Annotated in this window: 24 protein-coding genes and 4 tRNA genes; 1 reads left to right on the forward strand and 27 read right to left on the reverse strand. The window is 38.1% G+C overall.

From position 1 onward, the window contains the following. The 17 genes from yycF to OK414_RS27385 form a co-directional block, all read right to left on the reverse strand. Positions 1–708, reverse strand: coding sequence for a response regulator YycF (yycF, locus tag OK414_RS27305; RefSeq protein ID WP_013085552.1), 708 nt, complete (start codon positions 706–708; stop codon positions 1–3). Between the two features lie 262 nt (positions 709–970). Beyond that, positions 971–1,043: transfer RNA gene (locus tag OK414_RS27310), tRNA-Phe, on the reverse strand. Between the two features lie 4 nt (positions 1,044–1,047). After that, a tRNA-Asp gene (locus OK414_RS27315) sits at positions 1,048–1,123 on the reverse strand. Positions 1,124–1,149: 26 nt separating this feature from the next. Then, positions 1,150–1,221: transfer RNA gene (locus OK414_RS27320), tRNA-Glu, on the reverse strand. Between the two features lie 15 nt (positions 1,222–1,236). Further along, positions 1,237–1,309 (reverse strand) — tRNA-Lys (locus OK414_RS27325). Positions 1,310–1,477: 168 nt separating this feature from the next. Then, positions 1,478–2,764: an adenylosuccinate synthase gene (locus OK414_RS27330; RefSeq protein ID WP_013085553.1), complete on the reverse strand. Its 1,287-nt coding sequence runs from the start codon at positions 2,762–2,764 to the stop codon at positions 1,478–1,480. A 187-nt stretch (positions 2,765–2,951) separates the two neighbouring features. Beyond that, entirely contained in the window at positions 2,952–4,316 is a 1,365-nt protein-coding gene (dnaB, locus tag OK414_RS27335) for a replicative DNA helicase (RefSeq protein ID WP_013059909.1), read from the reverse strand. Positions 4,317–4,431: 115 nt separating this feature from the next. After that, on the reverse strand, positions 4,432–4,881 hold the full coding sequence (gene rplI, locus OK414_RS27340) for a 50S ribosomal protein L9 (protein WP_013085555.1): 450 nt from the start codon (positions 4,879–4,881) through the stop codon (positions 4,432–4,434). Continuing rightward, entirely contained in the window at positions 4,878–6,851 is a 1,974-nt protein-coding gene (locus OK414_RS27345) for a DHH family phosphoesterase (RefSeq protein WP_013085556.1), read from the reverse strand. The genes rplI and OK414_RS27345 overlap by 4 nt, the downstream gene beginning before the upstream one ends. A gap of 36 nt (positions 6,852–6,887) precedes the next feature. Beyond that, positions 6,888–7,835 (reverse strand): YybS family protein, encoded by a 948-nt coding sequence (locus OK414_RS27350; protein ID WP_263045940.1) that lies wholly within the window; start codon positions 7,833–7,835, stop codon positions 6,888–6,890. A 138-nt stretch (positions 7,836–7,973) separates the two neighbouring features. Further along, entirely contained in the window at positions 7,974–8,213 is a 240-nt protein-coding gene (gene rpsR, locus OK414_RS27355; RefSeq protein ID WP_013059913.1) for a 30S ribosomal protein S18, read from the reverse strand. A 66-nt stretch (positions 8,214–8,279) separates the two neighbouring features. After that, entirely contained in the window at positions 8,280–8,780 is a 501-nt protein-coding gene (gene ssb / locus OK414_RS27360) for a single-stranded DNA-binding protein (RefSeq protein WP_013059914.1), read from the reverse strand. A 48-nt stretch (positions 8,781–8,828) separates the two neighbouring features. Further along, positions 8,829–9,116, reverse strand: coding sequence for a 30S ribosomal protein S6 (rpsF, locus tag OK414_RS27365; protein ID WP_013059915.1), 288 nt, complete (start codon positions 9,114–9,116; stop codon positions 8,829–8,831). Between the two features lie 189 nt (positions 9,117–9,305). Beyond that, the gene (gene ychF / locus OK414_RS27370; protein WP_013059916.1) at positions 9,306–10,406 is read right to left on the reverse strand and encodes a redox-regulated ATPase YchF; all 1,101 of its coding nucleotides are present in this window, start codon (positions 10,404–10,406) and stop codon (positions 9,306–9,308) included. Between the two features lie 168 nt (positions 10,407–10,574). Beyond that, entirely contained in the window at positions 10,575–10,772 is a 198-nt protein-coding gene (locus tag OK414_RS27375) for a DUF951 domain-containing protein (RefSeq protein ID WP_013059917.1), read from the reverse strand. Between the two features lie 14 nt (positions 10,773–10,786). Beyond that, on the reverse strand, positions 10,787–11,680 hold the full coding sequence (locus OK414_RS27380; RefSeq protein WP_013085559.1) for a mechanosensitive ion channel family protein: 894 nt from the start codon (positions 11,678–11,680) through the stop codon (positions 10,787–10,789). A 67-nt stretch (positions 11,681–11,747) separates the two neighbouring features. Then, on the reverse strand, positions 11,748–12,761 hold the full coding sequence (locus tag OK414_RS27385) for a membrane protein (protein WP_013059919.1): 1,014 nt from the start codon (positions 12,759–12,761) through the stop codon (positions 11,748–11,750). An 86-nt stretch (positions 12,762–12,847) separates the two neighbouring features. Here OK414_RS27385 and yyaC point away from each other — a divergent pair, with 86 nt between their 5' ends. Continuing rightward, the gene (gene yyaC, locus OK414_RS27390) at positions 12,848–13,468 is read left to right on the forward strand and encodes a spore protease YyaC (protein WP_016765991.1); all 621 of its coding nucleotides are present in this window, start codon (positions 12,848–12,850) and stop codon (positions 13,466–13,468) included. Between the two features lie 32 nt (positions 13,469–13,500). Here the strand turns inward: yyaC and OK414_RS27395 are convergent, their stop codons facing one another. From OK414_RS27395 to rpmH, 10 genes are all read right to left on the reverse strand, one after another. Continuing rightward, positions 13,501–14,370 carry a ParB/RepB/Spo0J family partition protein gene (locus OK414_RS27395; RefSeq protein ID WP_013059921.1) on the reverse strand — a complete coding sequence of 290 codons (870 nt, stop codon included), beginning with the start codon at positions 14,368–14,370 and terminating at the stop codon, positions 13,501–13,503. Next, positions 14,342–15,124, reverse strand: a complete 783-nt coding sequence (locus OK414_RS27400) for a ParA family protein (RefSeq protein ID WP_013085563.1) — start codon at positions 15,122–15,124, stop codon at positions 14,342–14,344. Before OK414_RS27400 ends, OK414_RS27395 begins: the two co-directional genes overlap by 29 nt. Before the next feature lie 116 nt (positions 15,125–15,240). Next, a complete protein-coding gene (gene noc, locus OK414_RS27405; RefSeq protein WP_013059923.1) occupies positions 15,241–16,116 on the reverse strand; it encodes a nucleoid occlusion protein in 876 nt (291 codons plus the stop codon). A gap of 135 nt (positions 16,117–16,251) precedes the next feature. Continuing rightward, the gene (gene rsmG, locus OK414_RS27410) at positions 16,252–16,968 is read right to left on the reverse strand and encodes a 16S rRNA (guanine(527)-N(7))-methyltransferase RsmG (RefSeq protein ID WP_013085565.1); all 717 of its coding nucleotides are present in this window, start codon (positions 16,966–16,968) and stop codon (positions 16,252–16,254) included. Between the two features lie 30 nt (positions 16,969–16,998). Continuing rightward, positions 16,999–18,888 (reverse strand): tRNA uridine-5-carboxymethylaminomethyl(34) synthesis enzyme MnmG, encoded by a 1,890-nt coding sequence (gene mnmG / locus OK414_RS27415; RefSeq protein WP_095380166.1) that lies wholly within the window; start codon positions 18,886–18,888, stop codon positions 16,999–17,001. A gap of 22 nt (positions 18,889–18,910) precedes the next feature. Beyond that, positions 18,911–20,299, reverse strand: a complete 1,389-nt coding sequence (gene mnmE / locus OK414_RS27420; RefSeq protein ID WP_013085566.1) for a tRNA uridine-5-carboxymethylaminomethyl(34) synthesis GTPase MnmE — start codon at positions 20,297–20,299, stop codon at positions 18,911–18,913. 305 nt (positions 20,300–20,604) lie between these two features. After that, positions 20,605–21,234, reverse strand: coding sequence for an RNA-binding cell elongation regulator Jag/EloR (gene jag, locus OK414_RS27425; RefSeq protein ID WP_013085567.1), 630 nt, complete (start codon positions 21,232–21,234; stop codon positions 20,605–20,607). After that, positions 21,231–21,995: a YidC family membrane integrase SpoIIIJ gene (spoIIIJ, locus tag OK414_RS27430; protein WP_013085568.1), complete on the reverse strand. Its 765-nt coding sequence runs from the start codon at positions 21,993–21,995 to the stop codon at positions 21,231–21,233. The genes jag and spoIIIJ overlap by 4 nt, the downstream gene beginning before the upstream one ends. Positions 21,996–22,110: 115 nt before the next feature. Next, on the reverse strand, positions 22,111–22,464 hold the full coding sequence (gene rnpA / locus OK414_RS27435; protein WP_013059929.1) for a ribonuclease P protein component: 354 nt from the start codon (positions 22,462–22,464) through the stop codon (positions 22,111–22,113). A 110-nt stretch (positions 22,465–22,574) separates the two neighbouring features. Next, positions 22,575–22,709 carry a 50S ribosomal protein L34 gene (gene rpmH, locus OK414_RS27440; protein ID WP_013059930.1) on the reverse strand — a complete coding sequence of 45 codons (135 nt, stop codon included), beginning with the start codon at positions 22,707–22,709 and terminating at the stop codon, positions 22,575–22,577. Positions 22,710–23,098 lie beyond the last annotated feature (389 nt).

Raw genomic sequence — 23,098 nt, forward strand, 5'->3', positions numbered from 1 at the left:
TTACTCCTGCTCTGGGCTGCGTAAATAATAGCCTACTCCACGTCTTGTTACAATCCACATTGGATGGCTTGGATTATCTTCAATTTTTTCACGTAATCTTCGAACTGTTACATCTACCGTACGCACATCACCAAAATAGTCATAACCCCATACAGTTTGAAGCAAGTGTTCACGCGTCATGACTTGTCCAATGTGCTTCGCTAAATAATGCAGCAGCTCAAATTCACGGTGAGTCAGTTCAATCGTTTCTCCGCGCTTAGACACGATATAGGCATCTGGGTGAATAACAAGTGCTCCAATCGTAATTTCATTCGTTTCGCTTTCTTCCGTTGGAACAGCTACCTGCTGATGTCTACGTAAATTAGCTTTTACACGTGCTAATAATTCACGCGTACTAAACGGCTTAGTTACATAATCATCTGCACCTAATTCTAGACCTAAAACTTTGTCAATTTCAGAGTCTTTTGCTGTTAACATGATAATTGGCATATCATATTTTTTGCGCACTTCTCGGCAAACTTCCATTCCATCTTTCTGAGGAAGCATAATATCTAATAAAATCATTTCAGGCTGTACTTCTTCCACTTTTTCAAGTGCTTCTACGCCATCATAAGCACAAAATACTTCGTAACCTTCTTTTTGCAAATTAAACTTTAAAATATCTGCAATCGGCTTTTCGTCATCTACGACTAAAATACGTTTATCCATGATCATCGTTCTCCTTTATTAGTTGAAGCAAAATATAAAAGATAGTATTCATACTGTTTGAATACCGTAGTTTTATTATACTTGATAACCCTTGAAACGTCACAAGTTCATCCTCTACTATACATGAAGATATATGATTTTCAACCATCTCTAAATACAAAAGTAATATATTACCACAAAAGAGATACAAAGCAAATAACGTTTTCTTTTAAATGTAAATAAAAGAAAAAAGCATGACTTTAAATAAAGTCATGCTTTTTGATGGCTCGGGACGGAATCGAACCGCCGACACAAGGATTTTCAGTCCTTTGCTCTACCAACTGAGCTACCGAGCCAAAATGGCGGTCCCGACGGGAATCGAACCCGCGATCTCCTGCGTGACAGGCAGGCATGTTAACCGCTACACCACGGGACCTCAGTCTATATGCTATGTATTAAAAATGACCCGTACGGGATTCGAACCCGTGTTACCGCCGTGAAAGGGCGGTGTCTTAACCGCTTGACCAACGGGCCACGTTGTAACAAAAGTGAGCCATGAAGGACTCGAACCTTCGACCCTCTGATTAAAAGTCAGATGCTCTACCAACTGAGCTAATGGCTCATGTTATATCTCTTAGCGACGCTTATTATAATAACATGATATTTCATATGAATGCAATAGTTTTTTTAAAACTTTCTTTTTATTATTGAACTTTTTTAAAAAATCTTGTTAACAAAGCACCAATTATAAATAAAAAAGGTTAGCTCTCGAGGAGCTAACCTTTTTTATTTAGCTATATACACCACGTAATACATTTGTTTGTGTACGATCTGGACCTACAGAGAAAATAGATAAAGGAATACCTGTTAATTGAGACACGCGCTCTAAGTAGTGGCGAGCGTTATCAGGTAACTCATCTAATGTTTTCACACCCGTAATATCTTCTGTCCAACCTGGAAGCTCTTCATATACAGGTTCGCACTCTGCAAGTGTTTTTAAGCTAGCAGGGAATTCTTCCATAACTTCCCCTTTATAACGATAAGCTACGCAAATCTTTAATGTCTCAATTCCCGTTAATACATCAATTGAGTTTAAAGATAAATCTGTGATTCCACTAACGCGACGAGCATGACGTACAACTACACTGTCGAACCAACCTACACGGCGAGGACGACCAGTTGTTGTACCATATTCACGTCCTACTTCACGGATTTGATCACCGATTTCGTTTGTTAATTCAGTTGGGAAAGGGCCGTCACCAACACGAGTTGTATACGCTTTTGATACACCTACAACGTGTTTGATTTTAGATGGACCTACACCAGAACCAATTGTTACTCCACCCGCTACTGGGTTTGAAGATGTAACAAATGGATATGTTCCTTGATCGATATCTAACATAACACCTTGTGCGCCTTCGAATAGTACACGACGTCCTTCGTCTAACGCATCATTTAATACTACTGATGTATCCACAACATATTTTGCAACTTGTTGACCATACTCATAGTACTCATCTAAAATTTCTTCTAATGTAAAGCCTTCTACTTCATACATTTTTTCAAGAAGGCGATTCTTTTCAGCTAAGTTTTGTGTTAATTTTGCTTCAAATACTTCACGGTCTAGTAAATCGGCAATTCGAATACCAACACGTGCTGCTTTATCCATATAAGCTGGTCCAATACCTTTTTTCGTTGTACCAATCTTATTTTCACCTTTACGTTCTTCTTCAACTTCATCTAATTTTAAATGATATGGAAGAATCACATGAGCTCGGTTACTAATACGTAAGTTTTCTGTTGTTACACCGCGATCATGTAAGTATTTTAATTCTTGAACAAGCGCTTTTGGATCGACAACCATACCGTTTCCAATTACACACGTTTTGTCATTATAAAAAATACCTGAAGGAATTAAATGTAACTTATAAGTTTCACCATTAAACTTAATTGTGTGACCTGCATTGTTCCCACCTTGGTAACGTGCAATCACTTCTGCATTTTCTGATAGGAAGTCTGTAATCTTCCCTTTTCCTTCATCTCCCCATTGTGTTCCTACTACAACGACTGAAGACATATCTTAAGCACCTCCGCTTAGTAAGCAACAGCTCACTACGACATAATTTAACCATGGATAAGTGTATCAATTTATCACGCTAAAGTCAATTAAATCCGAACGATTTAACAAAAGTTATTACAAATATATCGTATTTTGCGGAACGAATGCGATAACAATAAAATAAAACCTCTCATATTGAGAGGTTTTATGCACCAGGCGGCACTCCTGCGTCATCAAAGCGCCGCTCGAGATTAACGAATTTGTTGTACTCTTTTACGAAGGCAAGCTGTACGGTTCCAACTGGACCGTTACGCTGCTTGGCTATAATAATCTCGATAATATTTTGATTTTCTGTATCTTTTTCATAATAGTCTTCACGATATAAGAAAGCTACGATATCAGCATCCTGCTCAATACTTCCGGATTCACGGATATCAGACATCATTGGCCGCTTATCTTGTCTTTGCTCTACTCCACGGGAAAGCTGTGATAAGGCGATAACAGGAACTTCTAATTCACGAGCTAAAGCTTTTAACGCACGAGAAATTTCAGATACTTCCTGCTGTCGGTTTTCTCCGCTTCGTCCATTTCCTTGAATGAGCTGTAAGTAGTCAATTAAAATCATCCCAAGCCCGCCTTCTTGCTTCAAGCGACGACACTTAGAACGAATTTCACCCACTCGAATACCCGGTGTATCATCAATATAAATCCCTGCATTGGACAAAGATCCCATTGCCATCGTGAGCTTTCCCCAGTCATCGGCTGTAAGCGACCCTGTACGCAGCCTTTGTGCATCAATATTTCCTTCGGCACACAGCATCCTCATAACAAGCTGCTGAGCACCCATCTCTAAACTGAAGATTGCTACGTTCTCATCCGTTTTCGTTGCAACGTTTTGCGCAATATTTAAGGCAAAAGCCGTTTTACCTACCGATGGACGGGCCGCTACAATGATTAAATCATTTCGCTGGAACCCTGCTGTCATTCTATCTAAATCACTAAACCCGGTTGGGATACCTGTAATGTCACCTTTTCGATTGTGAAGAACTTCGATATCATCGTACGTTTGTACAAGTACATCTTTGATATTTTGAAACACACCGCTGTTTTTACGCTGTGCTACTTCTAAAATGTTTTTTTCCGCTTCATTTAATAAAACTTCTACTTCGTCTTCCCTTGCATATCCTTCTGAAGCAATATGCGTTGCAGTACGAATTAGACGGCGTAAAATCGATTTTTCTTCTACGATTTTACCGTAATACTCTACGTTTGCAGCCGTTGGAACAGAGTTAGCTAAATCACTTAAATACGATACGCCGCCAACTTCTTCTAAGATTTTTTGATCAGCTAATTCAGACGTTACCGTTACCAAATCAACCGGTTCACCTTGGTCAGAAAGTTTCAGCATACATGTAAAGATTTTCTGGTGCGATGCCCGGTAAAAATCTTCAGGTATTAGCAGCTCAGATGCTAAGGTTAAAGAAGAAGGCTCTAAGAAAATGGCCCCTAATAGCGCTTGCTCTGCTTCAATATTCTGAGGCGGAAGACGATCAGCAAAAAGATCACTCATATTTCTATGCCCCTCTTATATTCTTTCGTATTTTCTTTCATCATAAATGTTGGCGCGAACAAATACAAGTCCGCGCCAACCCTTTATATTATTTACCTATTTTTCAATCGTACGTTTATTTTTGTTCAGTCACGTGTACCTTTACAGTAGCCGTTACTTCCGGATGTAATTTAACCGGTACATTTGTGTAGCCTAATGCGCGAATGGCATCATTTAATTCAATTTTACGCTTATCTACTTTAATGTTGTGCTTTTTCTTTAATTCTTCAGCAATTTGTTTGCTTGTGATAGAACCGAATAAACGGCCGCCTTCACCAGATTTTGCTTTTAATTCAACTGTTAGTTCTTCAAGAGTTGCTTTTAACTCTTTGTTTGCTTGAAGTTCTGCAGCTGCATCTTTTTGCTCTCTATTTTTTTGTGCTTCTAATACTTTCACATTACCGCCTGTAGCTTCAACAGCATACCCATTTTTTAATAAGAAGTTATGTGCATAACCGTCTGAAACATTTTTCACTTCACCTTTTTTGCCTTTTCCTTTTACATCTTTTAAGAAAATTACTTTCATGATCTTCTACCTCCATCTAAGTACTCATCAATTGCTTGTTTAAGCCGTTCTTCAGCTTCATCCAAACTAATGTCTTGAAGCTGAGTAGCAGCATTCGTTAAGTGGCCTCCGCCTTGGAGACTTTCCATAATAACTTGTACATTGATATCTCCAAGCGATCTAGCACTAATACCAATTAGATTATCCCGCCGCTTAGAAATAACAAATGAAGCAACCACTCCGCTGATTGAAAGCAGCGTATCTGCAGCTTGCGCAATTAACACTTGATCATACATTTTGTTTGGTTCAGCTCTTGAAATGGCAATACCTGCTGTATAAATCTCTGCATGTTCAATAAAGCGTGCTCGCTGTACATATTGCGTGATATCTTCTTTTAAAAACTTTTGAACAAGAACCGTATCTGCGCCTTGAGAACGTAAAAAAGACGCTGCATCAAACGTACGAGATCCCGTCCGTAATGTAAAGCTTTTTGTATCGACAATAATACCGGCTAAAAGTGCTGTTGCTTCTAGCATATCAATTTTAAATCGTTTTGGCTGGTATTCAAGAAGCTCAGTAACGAGTTCAGCTGTCGAGGAAGCATATGGCTCCATATAGACAAGAAGAGGATCTTCGATAAAGTCTTCTCCTCGTCTATGATGATCAATGACCACGACATTTTCAATACGATTTAATAACCTTTCTTCAATAACGAGCGATGGCTTATGCGTATCTACTACTACTAAAAGAGTATCATCACTCACAAGATTCAAGGCTTCTTCAGGCGTAATAAATCGCTCCCACAGGCCTTCTTTCTTTTTAATCTCTTCTAGCATTCGCTGAACACCTGTATCGATATGATCAGGATCCAATACGATAAAACCGTCTTTCTGGTTTACTTGCGCTACTTTTAATATCCCAATAGCAGCTCCCACAGCATCCATATCCGGGTATTTATGACCCATGATAATCACTTTTCCGCTCTCTGTAATGAGCTCTTTCAACGCGTGAGAAATAACTCTTGCACGCACGCGCGTCCGTTTTTCCATTGGGTTTGTCTTGCCCCCAAAGAATTTCACTTTTCCATTTGGCTGTTTAATGGCTACTTGATCTCCGCCTCGACCTAAGGCTAAATCCAAGCTAGATTGAGCTAAAGCACCCAGCTCAGGTAAATCAGCAGCACCAGCTCCGATACCAATGCTTAATGTAAGCGGTATATTTTGTTTAGACGTCTCTTCTCGAACTTGGTCTAAGATAGAAAATTTACTTCGTTCTAAATGAATTAAGATTTGTTCATTCATAATCGCAATAAATTTCTCAGAAGACGTACGTTTAATAAAAATACCGTATTCTTGAGCCCAGCTATTTAACATAGAAGTTACTTGGCTATTCAAGTTACTTTTAACTTGATCATCCATTCCTTGCGTTAGTTCGTCATAATTATCTAAAAAGATAATGCCTAAACTTGTTCGTTCTTCTTCATACAACTTTTCGATTTCTATTTGCTCTGTAATATCAAAGAAGTACAGTAAGCGCTCGTCTCGTTTAATCACCACTTTGAATTTCCGATCATGCAACGTGACAACTTCTGTTTCCACTTCTTGTTTGATCAGTGGAATAATACTTTCGGCTACATCGTATAATGATCTTCCCACTAGTGTGTCTTCACCGAGACAAGATGCTAGAAAAGGATTGGTCCATTCAATTTGATATTCATCATTAAACAGCATAATCCCAATCGGCATTTCCATTAATGCCTCTTCGCCTACTTTTTTCAGCCGATGAGACAGCATTGAAATATAGGTTTCAAACTCATCGGACAGCATTCGCTCCATTCTCATGTATAGAAAAAGACAGGCTAATAGTAATATAAAGCCTATCATTCCTATGATCCAATTATGATAGGTCACGATACCTACTAAAATCAGAGCTATACTATACAATGAGTAAAATGGATAGCGAATGACGTTCTTTTTTGTAAAGACAGGCATCCATTTCAGCTCCTACTTTTTTAAGTTCCACAATATCTACTTTTTTGTGTCTAATTGTTTTCTTAAATTAAATCCTAAATCAATTATACCTAAGATGCGCACAATTTGAAGGATAATTGGAATAATTAATGCTAAAATTGTTACAACAATTGGAATTGCTTTGGCATACCCTTTTTGATGTGAGAAATAGAAAATAAAAGAGATCCCTTGTAACACGACTAGCATTTGCAACAGTGCAAGCATATTTAAAATTACAATATACATGAAAGATCCTTGTTCAAAATTAAACATAGGAAAAGTCAGTATCAATGCGATTAAATAATACCAAAGAATACTTTTAGGGAATTTTAATGTACGAATAGGAGGGAATTTTTCCACTTCATGACCTAACCGCTTTAATATAGGTGCAGCTATAGCCTGAGTAATTAGTGAAAATACTGCACCTACGACTACCAAAAATGTTGGGATTATATATTTTAACATGGAAATAGAGTCTTTTGTTCTTTCAATTTGCTGCTGACTTACACTCTGACCTAAGTTTTCCGATAACTTTATACTTCGATCGATAGACTCATTCACTGTAGTGGCCCATTGATCAGCCGATAGATTTATATGTAATAACGAAATAGTTAACACAAACCATAATAAAAATCCAAATGCGAAGGCAATGGTACCTCCTAATAAAGTAATGTACCTTGACTGCTTTTTAGCATAAAGCACACCTATCATTGTTCCCCCTATTCCAAATATAAAGGTAATAGGTAATGCTTTTAACGTTCCAAACAAAACAGTCAATAAGACTGCTACGATAAAAAAGAGGACAGATTTCCCGAATCCATGTCTCATAGTAAAAACGATAAAGGGTACACCTAATACGAAAGCCAAAACCACTCCCAAAAGAGGTACATAGAGGGACGCTAACATCAGCGCCACAAACAGCGCTAAAAGAGCTGCTCCTTCTGTAATATATCGAATTCCTTTCACAACTTCACCTCGTTGATATAGACTATTATTTATTTTATCGATTCAGTTCATAAGAAGCAACTATTTGGCAAAAGAGCACCTATGTAATGTAAAAAGAGGCAGTAAGGGAATCCTTACTGCCTCTTTTTGTACCGTTCATTATTCACCAGAAACATATGGTAATAATGCCATTTGACGAGCGCGTTTGATAGCGATCGTTAATTTACGTTGGTATTTAGCGCTTGTTCCAGTTACACGACGAGGTAAAATTTTACCACGCTCTGAAACGAATTTTTTAAGCATATCTACATCTTTGTAATCGATGTGAGTGATGCCGTTTGCTGTGAAGAAACAAACTTTACGACGTCTGTTGCGTCCACCTTTACGTCCACCTGCCATTTTGATACGCCTCCTTCCGCTTAAAAGTTTCTATAAAATTTTATACTCCGGATAATCTACTGCGAATTAAAACGGTAAATCGTCATCTGAAATGTCAATTGTCTCGCCATTATTTGCAAATGGATCATCATCAACGCGAGTATAACCTTGATTACCTGAGTTACGGTTCTGATTATCTCCAAATGGAGAGCCTTGTCCAGATCCTCCAGTGTTAGCAAAGTTACTGCGTTGCGTATCCCCACCGCCACTTTTCGGCTCTAAAAATTGCACACTTTCCGCTACAACTTCCGTTACGTATACGCGACGACCGTCTTGTCCTTCGTAACTGCGAGATTGTAGTCGACCATCAACACCAGCTAAACTTCCTTTTTTAAGGAAATTGGCTGCATTTTCAGCCTGACGACGCCATACAACACAGTTGATGAAGTCAGCTTCACGTTCACCTTGCTGATTTGTAAATGTGCGGTTTACCGCTAAAGTGAATGTTGCAACCGCTGCTCCACTCGGGGTATAACGTAATTCAGGATCTTTGGTTAAGCGTCCTACGAGAATTACGCGATTCATCATCAGAACCACTCCTTAAGGAAATAAAACCCAATTTATTTAAACGTTTAATTATGCTTCTTGTTTAACAACGATATGACGGATAATGTCTTCGTTGATTTTCGCAAGACGATCAAATTCAGAAACTGCTTCTGAAGTAGCCGCCACGTCAAGAATCATGTAGTAACCGTCACGGAAATCATTGATTTCGTATGCTAAACGACGTTTACCCCATTCTTTAACATTTGCGATTTCAGCACCATTATCAGTTAATACGCCGTTAAAGCGCTCAACTAATGCTTTCTTTGCTTCGTCATCAATGCTTGGACGGATGATGTACATTACTTCATACTTTCTCATCACTGTCACCTCCTTTTGGTCTAACGGCCCGAAACGGGCAAGGAGCAATAAAATATTACTCACGAATTAAAATTATAGCATACTACCATAGGCAAAGCAATACGCATTGCGGGCTGTTTCGTAAATATATGCTAATATTTTCGCCAACGACAAAAGCCGAAAGAAGATATCTCCTTTCGGGTTTTAGTCTTATACGTTAAAGCGGAAATGCATAACGTCTCCGTCTTTTACGATGTATTCTTTTCCTTCTAAACGTACTTTTCCAGCTTCACGAGCTGCTCCCATTGTTTTGGCAGCTAATAAATCCTCGTATGACACCGTTTCTGCACGAATAAATCCGCGTTCAAAATCTGTATGAATAATACCTGCACACTCAGGAGCTTTCATACCTTGTGTGAACGTCCATGCGCGTACTTCTTGCTCACCAGCTGTAAAGTACGTAGCTAATCCAAGTAAGTCGTACGCTGCACGTACAAGCTGATCTAGACCTGACTGTTCGATGCCTAGTTCTTCAAGGAACATTGCTTTTTCTTCTCCTTCAAGCTCAGCAATTTCAGATTCAATGCGTGCACAAACAACAATCACTTCTGCACCTTCACTTGCCGCATACTCGCGCACTTTTGCTACATATTCGTTAGCAGATGCATCGGCTACTTCATCTTCAGAAACGTTTGCTACATAAAGAATAGGTTTGATTGTTAGCAAGTGAAATTGTTTTACTAATTTCATTTGCTCTTCTGTAAATGATACAGCACGAGCTGGCTGATCACTTTCAAATGCATTCTTTAGTTTCTCGAGAATTTCGTATTCATACATTGCTTCTTTATCTTTTTGTTTAGCCATCTTTTGAACACGGCCAATACGCTTCTCTACCGTTTCTAAATCGGCTAAAATTAACTCTAAATTAATTGTTTCAATATCTGAAATAGGATCTACTTTTCCTGAAACGTGCGTGATGTTTTCATCTTCAAAGCAACGCACAACGTGACAAATCGCATCTACTTCTCGAATATGAGATAAGAATTTATTTCCCAGTCCTTCACCTTTACTAGCACCCTTTACGATTCCAGCGATATCTGTAAATTCAAATGCTGTTGGAATTGTTTTTTTAGGTTTTACAAGCTCTGTAAGTTTTTGAAGACGATGATCAGGTACTTCTACAATACCTACGTTAGGATCAATCGTACAGAAAGGATAGTTCGCAGATTCTGCGCCCGCTTGTGTAATTGCATTAAATAATGTTGATTTTCCAACGTTAGGAAGACCAACAATTCCAGCTGTTAAAGCCATATATTTATTCACTCCTCTTTATATATCCGAAACAAGTTAACCTGTCACAATTATAGTGAGTCAACTTTTGAAATACAAGTTTAATAAAGAACCTTTAGTCGCACCGTTAAGATGCTTCATTTTGTCCCAACTTACAGTATAAGGCATAAACATAGAAAATGCATGAGGTTATTCCTCATGCTTTACAAGAATTTTTTTCATTTTACGTGCAAAATCACGTCTTGGAATCATTACGCTGTGGCCGCAGCCTTCACATTTAATACGGATATCCATTCCCATTCGAATGATTTTCCATTCATTTGTACCGCAAGGATGAGGTTTTTTCATTTCCACAACGTCATTTAAACCAAATTCTTTTTCCGTCATCAGCTCTCTCCTCCTTATTTCCCTTTCAACGTCGACGAATGCTGTGCTTCTTCTGTACGATTATACATAACCATACGAGGAAATGGAACTTCAATACCATGTTCATTTAACCTTGTACGCACTTCTTTACGAATCATACGAGAAATATGGAAATGTCTCATTGGTTTTACTTCGCTTGTAATCCTCATTGTGACTTCAGTTGCATGGATATTTTGAACCCCCAGCAATTCAGGCGTTTTAACCATATCTTCATAGCGGCTTGGCAATTCTTCTAAGAGCTCTAAAATCACTTTTTCTGCTTTTTGTATGTTTTCTTCATAAGAAATGCTTACATCAACGAAAGCTACGCTGTTATGTAACGAAAAATTAGTGACCTCCACAATACTGCCATTGGGCAAGATATTAATTTCGCCTGTCCAACTTTTAATCTTTGTTGTTCGCAGACCAATTTCTTCTACAGTTCCCTCAAATGTTCCTACTCGAACATAATCACCAACGGAGAACTGATCTTCAAAGATAATAAAAAATCCCGTGATGATGTCTTTCACTAAGTTTTGAGCACCAAACCCTACCGCAAGCCCTACGATTCCAGCCCCCGCTAGCAATCCTCGAACATCTACTGATAACGTTTCTAAAATCATAACTCCCGCAACGAAATAAATAGCATAAGAAAAAACGTTCTGAAGCAAACGGACCATCGTAGCTTCTCGTCGCTCAGAAATACGCAGAGGGCTATTTGTGCGAACCTCTACAAATTTATTTAACGCTTGCTTTCCAATTCGAATTAAAAACATGGAAATAAGCAGAATCAACAGAATTTTTATGAAGCCTTCTCCAATATGTGCCCACGTTTCTTCTTGAAAAAATGGTTCAAATACGTTCTTAAAAACTGACGTCAACGAATTCATACTACATGTAGCTCCTATCGTAACATACTCTACATACGAGAAAGTTTTAATCTATTGTAGCAAGTTTCTACGAACTTTTGTAGCGATTTCGAAATGGATATAATAGAACGGCTGTTACTAAAAATAAATTGACGATTCCATACATTGGATACAAAACGGCAATCAAAGTAGAAAAACCTAACTTTGTAAAAGGAATCATTAAAAGTAGCCAGCAGGCTGCCAGTTTCCAAAGAGATTGCACCTTTTCAGTATGAAAACGCGCGGTTAGTCCTAAGATTCCCGATACGGCTGTTGTATAAATTGCAATGAGCAAAACAATGCTCATTAAAAACAGCATCGTATAAGGAAAGTCTTTAAGAATAGCGAATAATGGAATTTCATAAGAAGAAAGAAGGCCTGAAACTTGAATAAGCGATTCATTATAAATAAAGGAAAGCCCCCCTAATAAAAACCCGCTGCCAACACTTGCAATATAAATCTCTTTTTTGCTTTTAATTTCCTTTCCAATTGTAGATAATACCGCGACAAGAGGAAGAATATTTAACGCCGTAAAGGTAAAAGCAGCAGGCCAATTATGCTGAAGGTGCCAATCAGTTACTCCAGGATGACGTAAAACAAATGTAAGAAGGACACCAGCTAGTCCAATCATTAAGATTGGCATAACGAAAGAATTGATAGAAAGAAGCCCATTTAATCCTCTTGAAAAAACAAAGACGATAAAAGCACTAAGAGCGCCAATTCCCCACCAATAAGGAACATGCCACATTTCCAATGTCGCCCCGCCGCCCGCGATCATAATCACCGTCGTCGTAAACAAATAAAAAACGATTAAAACATCATAGGCCGCAGCCCATCTCTTTCCTATTAATTCAATTAGTACTGGGTAAAATTGATTGGTTCGGTAGCGATAGCTGATTTGCATAATCACATTGCAAGAAATCGCAAAAATAATAGAAAATAGAAAAATAGCAAGTCCGCTTTCTTCGCCAAAAAACTGCCATAGCTCTCTCCCTGAAGCATACCCAGCGCCTATCATGGTTCCCATAATTAAGAATATCCATTTACATCCTGCTCTCCACATCGATTTTCCCCCAATCCATGAAATATATGTATAGAATCTTCAAAATCTTCGTATACTGTTACTATTATGTATAAGGAGTGGACCCTATGAATTTAAAATCTCCCTTCTTTGAGAAGACACAACATTCAACCCGCGTATTTCATGATGAAGAATCTGCTATAAAGAAGCTGAGTACACAGTTACTATCTTTACTTCCAGCACAGAAAGACAGACCAATTGTTTTTGTATGTATTGGAACGGACCGTTCAACTGGGGACTCATTGGGTCCATTAGTCGGAACGAAACTGAATGAAAAAAAGGTTTCATCTTTTCACATTTTTGGAACGTTAGAAGAGCCTGTTCATGCTGTTAATTTGAAAGAAACGTTAAAACATATTCAAAAGCTTTTCCCGAATCCTTTTATTATTGGAATTGATGCTTGTTTAGGTCGTATGAAAAGCGTAGGCTCTGCATCACTTGGAATAGGACCCGTTAAACCAGGAGCAGGAGTTAATAAAGAATTGCCACCAGTCGGGGATATTCATATAACAGGGGTTGTCAATGTAAGCGGGTTTATGGAGTTTTTCGTCTTGCAAAATACGAGGCTTCACCTCGTTATGTGCATTGCCGATTTAATTGCGAAAAGCATCGAGACTGTGCACAACGAACGAGAGAAAGAGTTTAATAATTCTTCGGTTTACCAACCTGTAAGACATTATAAACAATAAAAAAGGTTGTCCTAAAACTAGGACAACCTTTTTTATACAGAAGATTTGTTGGTCTGAGAAAGATCGTTAAATAATTCAAGAAGACGGTTTAAATCTTCTTTAGAGAAAAATTCGATTTCAATTTTTCCTTTTTTCTTGCTTTGTGTAATGTGAACAGAGGTACCAAAACGCTCACGAAGCTGTGTTTCACTTTGTTTTATAAATAAATCTTTATCTTTTTTAGTTTTTGATGTTTCACGTGGAACGGCTTTATTTAAGTGGGCAATATAAGCCTCTAGCTGTCTAACATTCAATTGTTCCTTGCGTATTTTTTCAACGACTTTAGGTAGAAGAGCTTTATTTTTCAAACCGACTAGCGTACGCCCGTGGCCCATAGACAATTCATTAGTAGAAATGAGGGTTTGAATTTCCTCAGGCAACTGCAAGAGGCGAACATAGTTAGCAATATGAGGTCGGCTTTTTCCCAGTCGTGTAGCAAGTTGCTCCTGTGTCATATCGAGCTTATCCATAAGCAATTGATAAGCGGTTGCTTCTTCAATTGGTGTCAAATCTTCACGCTGTAAATTCTCCAACAAAGCTAGTTCCATCATTTGCTTTTCTGAAAAGTCTTTTATAATGACAGGAACAGTAGCAAGGTCGGCTTCTTTAGCAGCTCTAAATCGTCTTTCACCCGCTAAGATTTCATAGCCTTTAATGCTTTTGCGAGCTACAATAGGCTGTAAGATGCCATGATGTAAAATGGATTGCTTTAACTCATTAATTGCTTCTTTATTAAACGTTTTACGTGGTTGATAGGGGTTGGGTCTGAGTTCGTGAATAGCAACTTCCTGAATTGAATCATCAGCCTGTGCATCTAAGCCTGAAAATAAGGCATTAATTCCTTTCCCTAATCCTTTCGCCATTATAAATCACTTCCTTTGCAAGTTCCGTATAAACTGCGGCCCCTCTAGATCTTGCATCATATAAGATAATTGGTTCACCATGACTAGGTGCTTCGCTCAAACGAACATTTCGAGGAATAATCGTTTGATAAACGCGATCCTGAAAGTACTTCTTCACTTCTGCTGTTACCTGAAGTCCTAAATTTGTGCGTGCGTCAAGCATAGTCAGCAATACACCTTCGATACGCAGTTGATTATTCAAATGTTTTTGCACTAATCTAACGGTATTTAGCAATTGACTTAATCCTTCAAGCGCATAATATTCACACTGTACAGGTATTAAAACAGAATCAGCTGCCGTTAACGCATTTAATGTCAGTAAACCAAGAGAAGGGGGACAATCAATAATAACATAATCAAAGTGATCTTTCACCGTTTCTAAAGCTCTCTTAAGTCGAACTTCACGTGAAATGGTGGACACTAATTCAATTTCTGCGCCAGCTAATTGAATGGTCGCAGGAATGATTGATAAATTTCCGACAGCTGTTGAACGCACGACGTTTTTGGCTTCCATATCTTCCACGATTACATTATAAATACATTCATCTACATCTGCTTTATCTATGCCAACTCCACTCGTAGCGTTACCCTGGGGATCTCCGTCTACAAGTAGAACCTTTTTTCCTTGTTCAGCTAAACAAGCTCCTAAATTAACAGCGGTTGTTGTTTTTCCAACTCCGCCTTTTTGATTCGCAACTGCCACAATTTTCCCCATGTTGTCACCTACTTTCATTTCCATCCCATTTGTCCAGACAGTTTAATTGTTCATTGAATTTTCTGACGAAAAACTTTGATAAAAAAGCCTCATCAAAAAAGATGAGGGCTATTTCTTTATTTTTTCGGAATCTTAATAGTAAACTGAAAATACTCATCAAACTCTTCTTCTTCCGTGTTCAATGAAATACCGCTGTCACTAACCATTGTCAAGGATTGACGAATTGTATTCATTGCGATGCGCGTATCTTTACTAAACGCTTTTCTTTTTGCTTTTGGCTTTTTAACCTGCGTTTCTAACAATTTAACTACTCGATCTTCCGTTTGTTTTACATTTAATTGTTTTTCAATAATCTCAGCTAATACTTGAAGTTGTTTTTCTTGATTTTTGAGGGGAATGAGCGCTCTTGCATGTCGCTCTGTAATCAATTTTTGTTTGATTGCTTCTTGTATTTCAACAGGAAGCTTTAACAAACGAAGCTTGTTTGCAATTGTGGATTGGCCTTTTCCTAAACGTTGAGCTAATGCCTCTTGGGTAAGATTATGTAACTCAATTAACTTTGCGTAGGCTAGTGCTTCTTCGACAGCCGTTAGCTCTTCACGTTGTAAGTTTTCTATTAAAGCCACAGAGGCCGTTTCTGTATCGTTAAAATGTTTCACAATTGCAGGAACCGTATCCCATCCTAAGCTTTGTACAGCTCTCCACCGGCGTTCTCCAGCAATTAATTCGTATTCTTCGCCCTCAGTCGGTCGAACCACAATAGGTTGAATAATACCGTGTGTATGAATAGTCAGAGCTAGCTCTTCAATTTTTGCTTCATTAAACACAGTACGCGGCTGGTAACGATTTGGAATAATACTTGAAACCCTAATTTGTTTTACTTCATCTCTTAAAACTTTTTCGACATTTTCATCTTGGACAGTTTCAATCTCTACATGAATATCCTCATCTTTTTCTTTTAAATTAAAAAAACGTGAAAAAGCAGATTTCATAGTCCCACACCACCTTCAGGAAAATCCCGCCTTAAACTAATTCGATGTTTTTTAACCATATCCTGCTTTCTAAACAGAAAATATAGAGAAGAAAATGTTTCATATGAAACATTCTCTTCTCTATCTATTTAATGCCTACTCTAGTGGAAGCTTAACTGGGGTACCAGGTTTTCTAGGATATTTTTTAGGCGTTTTCTTGATTTTGTCTATTAAAATAATGTAACGTTCACTTTGCTCCAAAGGCAATTGGAAATGTTCAATCGACTTCACTTTTCCGCCTAATACTTGGAATGATTTTTCTCCATTTTTTAATTCCTCTGGGGCAGAAGCACCTTTCATTGCTAAAAAGCGTCCTTGTTCTTTAACAAGCGGTAAGCAAAATTCATTAAGAACCGAGATACGTGCCACGGCTCTTGCTGTTACAAGATCGAATGACTCACGAATTGTTTCTTTTTTACCAAATGTTTCAGCCCGATCATGACATAGTGTGACATTGTCTAGTTCAAGTTCGTTTACAAGATGCGTTAAAAACGTAATACGCTTTTGTAACGAATCAACGATTGTTACATGCAAATGCGGGAAGCAAATTTTGATCGGAATACTTGGAAATCCTGCTCCTGCACCTACATCACACATGGATTCAATTTCTGTAAAGTCTTGAAAAAAAGCAGCTGAAATAGAATCGTAAAAATGCTTTTCATACACTTCACCGTGATCAGTGATAGCAGTTAAATTCATTTTTTCGTTCCATTCCACTAAAACTTGATAATACTTTTCAAATTGATTCAGCTGTTTAGAAGAAAGAGAAATTCCCTTTTCTTCTAATAGCTGTTGAAACTGTTGAATATTCATTGAGTTTCCCTTTCTTCGCGCCTAAGAGTTTTAATCATTTGATACTTTAGCGATGCGTCCTTGTTCAATATAAACAAGCAAGATTGAAATATCAGCTGGGTTGACTCCAGAAATACGTGAAGCTTGCGCTACCGTTAGTGGCCGCACTTGGTTTAATTTTTGACGTGCTTCTGTAGCTAAACCGTTAATTGCATCATAATCAATATAATCAGGAATCTTTTTGTTTTCTAACTTCTTTAAGCGTTCAACTTGCTGAAGTGATTTCTGAATATATCCTTCGTATTTCACCTGAATTTCTACTTGTTCAGCTACTTCAGGATCTACCGTCTCATCAGCTGGTGCTAATTGATGAATATGAGTATATGTCATTTCAGGACGGCGAAGTAAATCTGTCGCACGAATGCCATCTTTTAATTCGCTGCCGCCAGCTTCTTTAATCAGTTGTTGAACAGCTTCGTTCGGCTTAATAATAAAGGAGAAAAGACGTTTCTTCTCTTGCTCGATTTCCGCTTTCTTCTGTTCAAATTTAGCATAGCGCTCATCGCTGATTAATCCTAGTTCACGACCAATTTCAGTAAGGCGTAAATCAGCGTTATCATGACGAAGCAATAAACGATATTCTGCACGAGACGTTAGCAGACGATACGGTTCATTTGTTCCTTTTGTTACTAAATCATCTACCAATACACCGATGTAAGCATCAGAACGTCCTAAGATGACTTCTTCTTGTTCCAGGGCTCTTCTTCCCGCGTTAATTCCAGCAAGAAGACCTTGGCCTGCAGCTTCTTCATAACCAGATGTTCCGTTAATTTGTCCAGCCGTATAAAGATTTTTAATTTTCTTCGTTTCAAGCGTTGGCCATAACTGAGTCGGAACAATTGCATCATATTCAATAGCATAGCCCGCACGCATCATTTGGACTTTTTCAAGACCCGGAATTGTCGCAAGCATTTGACGCTGTACGTGCTCAGGAAGACTTGTTGATAGTCCTTGAACATATACTTCTTGCGTATTTCGTCCTTCTGGCTCTAAGAAAATTTGGTGGCGCGGTTTATCATTAAAGCGCACAACCTTATCTTCAATAGATGGACAGTAGCGTGGTCCAGTACCTTTGATCATCCCAGAATACATAGGAGATAAGTGAAGGTTGTCATCAATAATTTGATGAGTTTGTTCACTTGTATATGTTAACCAGCAAGGCAGTTGATCTGTAATGTACTGTGTTGTTTCGTATGAGAAAGCACGAGGCACATCATCCCCAGGCTGAATCTCTGTTTTGCTGTAATCAATAGTTGAGCTATTAACACGAGGTGGAGTTCCTGTTTTAAAACGGACCATGTCCAGCCCTAACTCCTCTAAGTGTTCAGAAAGCTTAATAGCCGGTTGTTGATTATTAGGACCGCTTGAATATTTTAGTTCACCTAAAATAATTTCCCCGCGTAAGAATGTCCCTGTTGTAATAACAACTGTTTTAGCTTTATACACAGCTCCCGTTTGAGTGACAACGCCCGTACATACACCGCCTTCTACGATTAACTGTTCTACCATGCCTTGCATAAGCGTTAGATTTTCTTCATTTTCTAACGTTTTTTTCATTTCATGCTGATAAGCAAATTTATCTGCTTGAGCTCTGAGTGCTCGAACGGCTGGCCCTTTTCCTGTGTTTAACATTCTCATTTGAATATGAGTTTTATCGATATTTCTACCCATTTCTCCGCCAAGAGCATCAATTTCACGTACGACAATACCTTTTGCAGGACCGCCTACAGAAGGGTTGCAGGGCATAAATGCCACCATGTCTAAGTTGATGGTCAACGTTAACGTTTTAGCACCCATACGCGCAGAAGCAAGTGCCGCTTCACAACCTGCATGACCTGCTCCAATGACAATAACATCATATTGTCCACCTTCATATTGCATAAAAGTAGCCTCCTTTAATAATCTATTTTCCTAAACAGAATTGAGAGAACAACTGATCAATTAAGCTTTCGTGAACAGCATCACCAATAATTTCACCTAATAGTTCCCACGTTCTTGTTAAATCAATTTGGACGATATCGATTGGAACACCACTTTCAATGCCTGTGATGGCCTCATCGATAGCTCCTCTTGCTTGCGTTAAAAGCGCAATATGTCTCGTATTAGATAAATATGTTAAATCTTGAGATTCAATTGTTCCTCCAAAGAAAAGAGCTGCAATTGCTTCTTCAAGCTGATCTACTCCTTGTTCTTGAAGAAGCGAAGTCGTCACTATTGGATGATCACCAGCAAATTGCTGCACTTCCTCTAGATTAATTTTTTGCTCAAGATCTGTTTTATTCACAATCACGATAACGTCCATGCCTTTTACAGCTTCAAATAGCTTTTTATCTTCGTCCGTTAGTTCTTCATTAAAATTCAACACAAGCAAAATTAAATCTGCTTCTTTCAAATACTGACGGGAGCGTTCCACACCAATTCGTTCTACAATATCTTCTGTTTCACGAATTCCAGCTGTATCAACTAATCGGAGAGGAACTCCTCGCACATTGACGTACTCTTCGATTACATCTCGCGTCGTTCCAGGAATGTCTGTGACAATGGCCTTTGCATCTTGCACTAAACTATTTAGAAGAGAAGATTTCCCTACATTAGGACGTCCAATAATAACCGTAGCCAATCCTTCTCTTAAAATTTTTCCTTGATGAGAGGTTTGAAGAAGCTTATCAATTTCTTGGCGTACATTTGAAGCTTTTTCGATCAATACTTGGTGAGTCATTTCCTCTACATCGTCATATTCTGGGTAGTCAATGTTTACTTCTACATGGGCAAGTGTTTCGAGAATTTCCTGCCGTAAATGACGTACTAGCTTGGACAAACGCCCTTCCATTTGGCCAATCGCCATATTCATCGCTTTATCTGTTTTGGCACGAATTAAATCCATGACAGCTTCTGCTTGTGACAAGTCTACTCGACCATTTAAAAATGCTCGTTTTGTAAACTCACCCGGCTCAGCTAAACGGGCACCATTTGCAATAACTAATTGCAGCACACGATTAACGGATACAATTCCTCCGTGACAGTTAATTTCAATAATGTCTTCTCTAGTAAATGTCTTGGGACCTTTCATAATGGAAAGCATCACTTCTTCGACGACTTGCTCTGTCTTGGGATCTACGATATGACCGTAGTGAATAGTATGAGAAGCTACGTCTGTTAATCGTTTGTTCGAAACGCTTTTAAAGATACGATCTGCAATCGTAATGGCTTCTTCACCACTCAGACGGACGATGGCAATAGCTCCTTCTCCCATTGGTGTAGAAATGGCCGCAATTGTATCAAAATCTAGCACCAACTTCACCTCATTTCATTTTATAAACCTTTTATTTTAAACGATGTTATATACTATCATCGTTAACAATTTTCCACGAACAAAAACATCTATTTTAAGGCCCGTAATTTGTATGAACCAAATAAATAGAATACCACAATTCACCGATTTAGAACATCTCTAACGTTCTTCTGTTATGCACAGTAAGAAAAACAGGCAGTATGTACTATTTTAACTTATCCACATGTGAATAACAACGTATGTAACTTGATTTTTTGAACGCTAGCTTGATAAAAGTAAACATAAAAAAGCACTAGCGCATTTTGCTAGTGCTTTTTTCCGATGGGCTGAACCAAAATACTTCTTTTTGGTTCTTTTCCGACAGAGTGTGTCTCAACTAAAGAATTTTTAGCTAACACTTGGTGAATCATTTTTCTTTCATGCGAAGGCATTGGTTCTAGTTGAACAGATCGATTCGTTTTAATCGCCTGATTTGCTATTTTTAATGCCAGTTTTTCGACCATTTCTTTTCGTTTTTCTCGGTAGCCTTCTGGGTTTAATACAACATTTAAAAATTGTTGACTGTATCGATTAGCTACCAGTTGTGTGAGAAGCTGGAGCGCATTAAGGGTTTGTCCATGTTTTCCAATCAACATTCCCGCAGAATCGCTACTAATCTCAATTATGCAGTTTCTCGAGGTTTTTTTGACGTTCGTATGAATCGAAATCCCCATTTCACGGCTAACATTTGTAATAAAATGAACCGCTTCCTCTACAGGGTCAACTATTTTTGTAACTTTTACAACTGCAGGTTTTCCCTTAAAGATTCCTAAAAATCCTTTTTTGCCTGGTTCAATTATTTCTACATTTGTTTGATTTCGCTCTACTTCTAAAGCATCTAATGCTTCTTGAACAGCAGCTTCAATCGTCTGGGCCGTAATTGTGATTTCGTTCATTTTTTAACCCCTTCAATATTCGCTTGTTTTAAGTCTGGCCCTTTAATGAAGTAGGTTTGAATAATCATAAAGAGATTTCCCACTACCCAATAAAGAGATAAGGCGGCTGGAAAATTGATTGCAAAAACCACAATCATAATCGGCATAACCCAAAGCATCATAGCCATTTGAGGATTTTGATTTGCATTTCCGGCCATCATCATCTTTTGCTGAATAAACGTTGTGATTCCTGCGACAATTGGTAAGATAAATAGCGGGTCACGCGCACCTAAATCAAACCATAAAAAGCTGTTGTTTGCGATTTCTGACGTTCGTGTAATCGCGTGGAAAATCCCAATAAGAATGGGCATTTGAATTAGAATTGGGAAGCAACCAGCTAAAGGATTTACTCCGTAAGTTTGGAATAATGCCATCGTTTCTTTCTGCAATTGCTGCTGCGTCTGGGCATCTTTTGAACTGTACTTCTCCTTTAACTTCTGCATTTCGGGCTGAAGTGTCTGCATTGCTTTCGTGTTTCTCATCTGTTTAATCATAAGCGGTAGAATAAGTAAGCGAATCAGGATTGTGACAACGATGATCGCAACTCCATAGCTTTTAAATACCTCCGCCAGATACGTAATGACTAATGATAGCGGATACACAACATACTCATTCCAAAAACCTTTACTATCATCTGTAATAGGTTGGTTAATTTCCGTACAACCCGCTAAAACAGTTAATAGAAAGATAAGCGTTATCCCTAAAAACAACTTCTTCTTCACCTGTTTTTCCTCCTTCTACATGTTCACCTTTCAATTCTGAAAGTGCGTCAAAATCCATTATATAAGGATGCGGTAGAAAAACAACAGCTATTAAAGGCTTTTCTTCTATTGTTTATTAATCGTTTTGTCTATGTGTAAGTAATTTGCCACGCTTAAAGACATGCTGCAAGCTGCTTTTAATTTCTTCATAGCTCATTGTTGCAGCAGGCTGCCTTGCAATTACAATATAATCTTTGTCTTGCTTCAAATACGGTGTGAATTCAAACATAATTTGTTTAGCAAGGCGCTTAACTCGATTACGAGTCACGGCATTTCCAATCTTTTTGCCCACGGAGAATCCTACGCGGAAATGTTCTTGATCCGGTTTGTCTAGAACATACAAGACAAATTGGCGATTCGCTACGGACTTGCCCTTTTTAAAAACTGTTTGAAATTCATCATTCTTTTTTATACGATATCTTTTTTTCATTTTTAACAACTCCTGCCCTTTTTCAGGTCATGCTTTTATGTAGTCCCTACAGGAACAGAGGTGATTTTAGTCTTATAAAGCGAAAAAAGACCACTGGCGTCAGTGGTCTATTATGCTGATAATACTTTTCTTCCTTTACGACGACGACGAGCTAAAACTTTACGTCCATTCGCTGAGCTCATACGAGCGCGGAAACCGTGTACTTTACTGTGCTTACGTTTGTTTGGTTGGTAAGTTCTTTTCATCTATAAACACCTCCTCGAGGAATAACTGAAAAAGACAGTCCTTGCAATTATAATGAAAAGACTAAGAAGATGTCAATGTTATTTAAAAAATAAAATTTTCAATCTCTTGGTTTCATTATCTGTTTTACTCAATCTTCTTCATTCTAATATCTTTATAACCCAGTTGTCTATACCTAATCAACAAAATTCATTGATTTATTAAAGAAAAAATTTTTCCTTTTCATCTCCTTTTCTTTCTCTACCAGCTGCGATCTCATCGTTACTGAACAAAACTACAACAATAAATGTTATAAAAAGCCTCTTTTTTATTCAAATTCTTCTCTTAAACCTTTGTGGATAAGTTTTTTCGACATTTTTCTACTTTTCCATTTCTTATCGACAACTCATGC

The organism is Priestia sp. JV24 (genome assembly GCF_025910025.1).
In the GTDB taxonomy this organism is placed as follows: Bacteria; Bacillota; Bacilli; order Bacillales; family Bacillaceae_H; genus Priestia; species Priestia megaterium.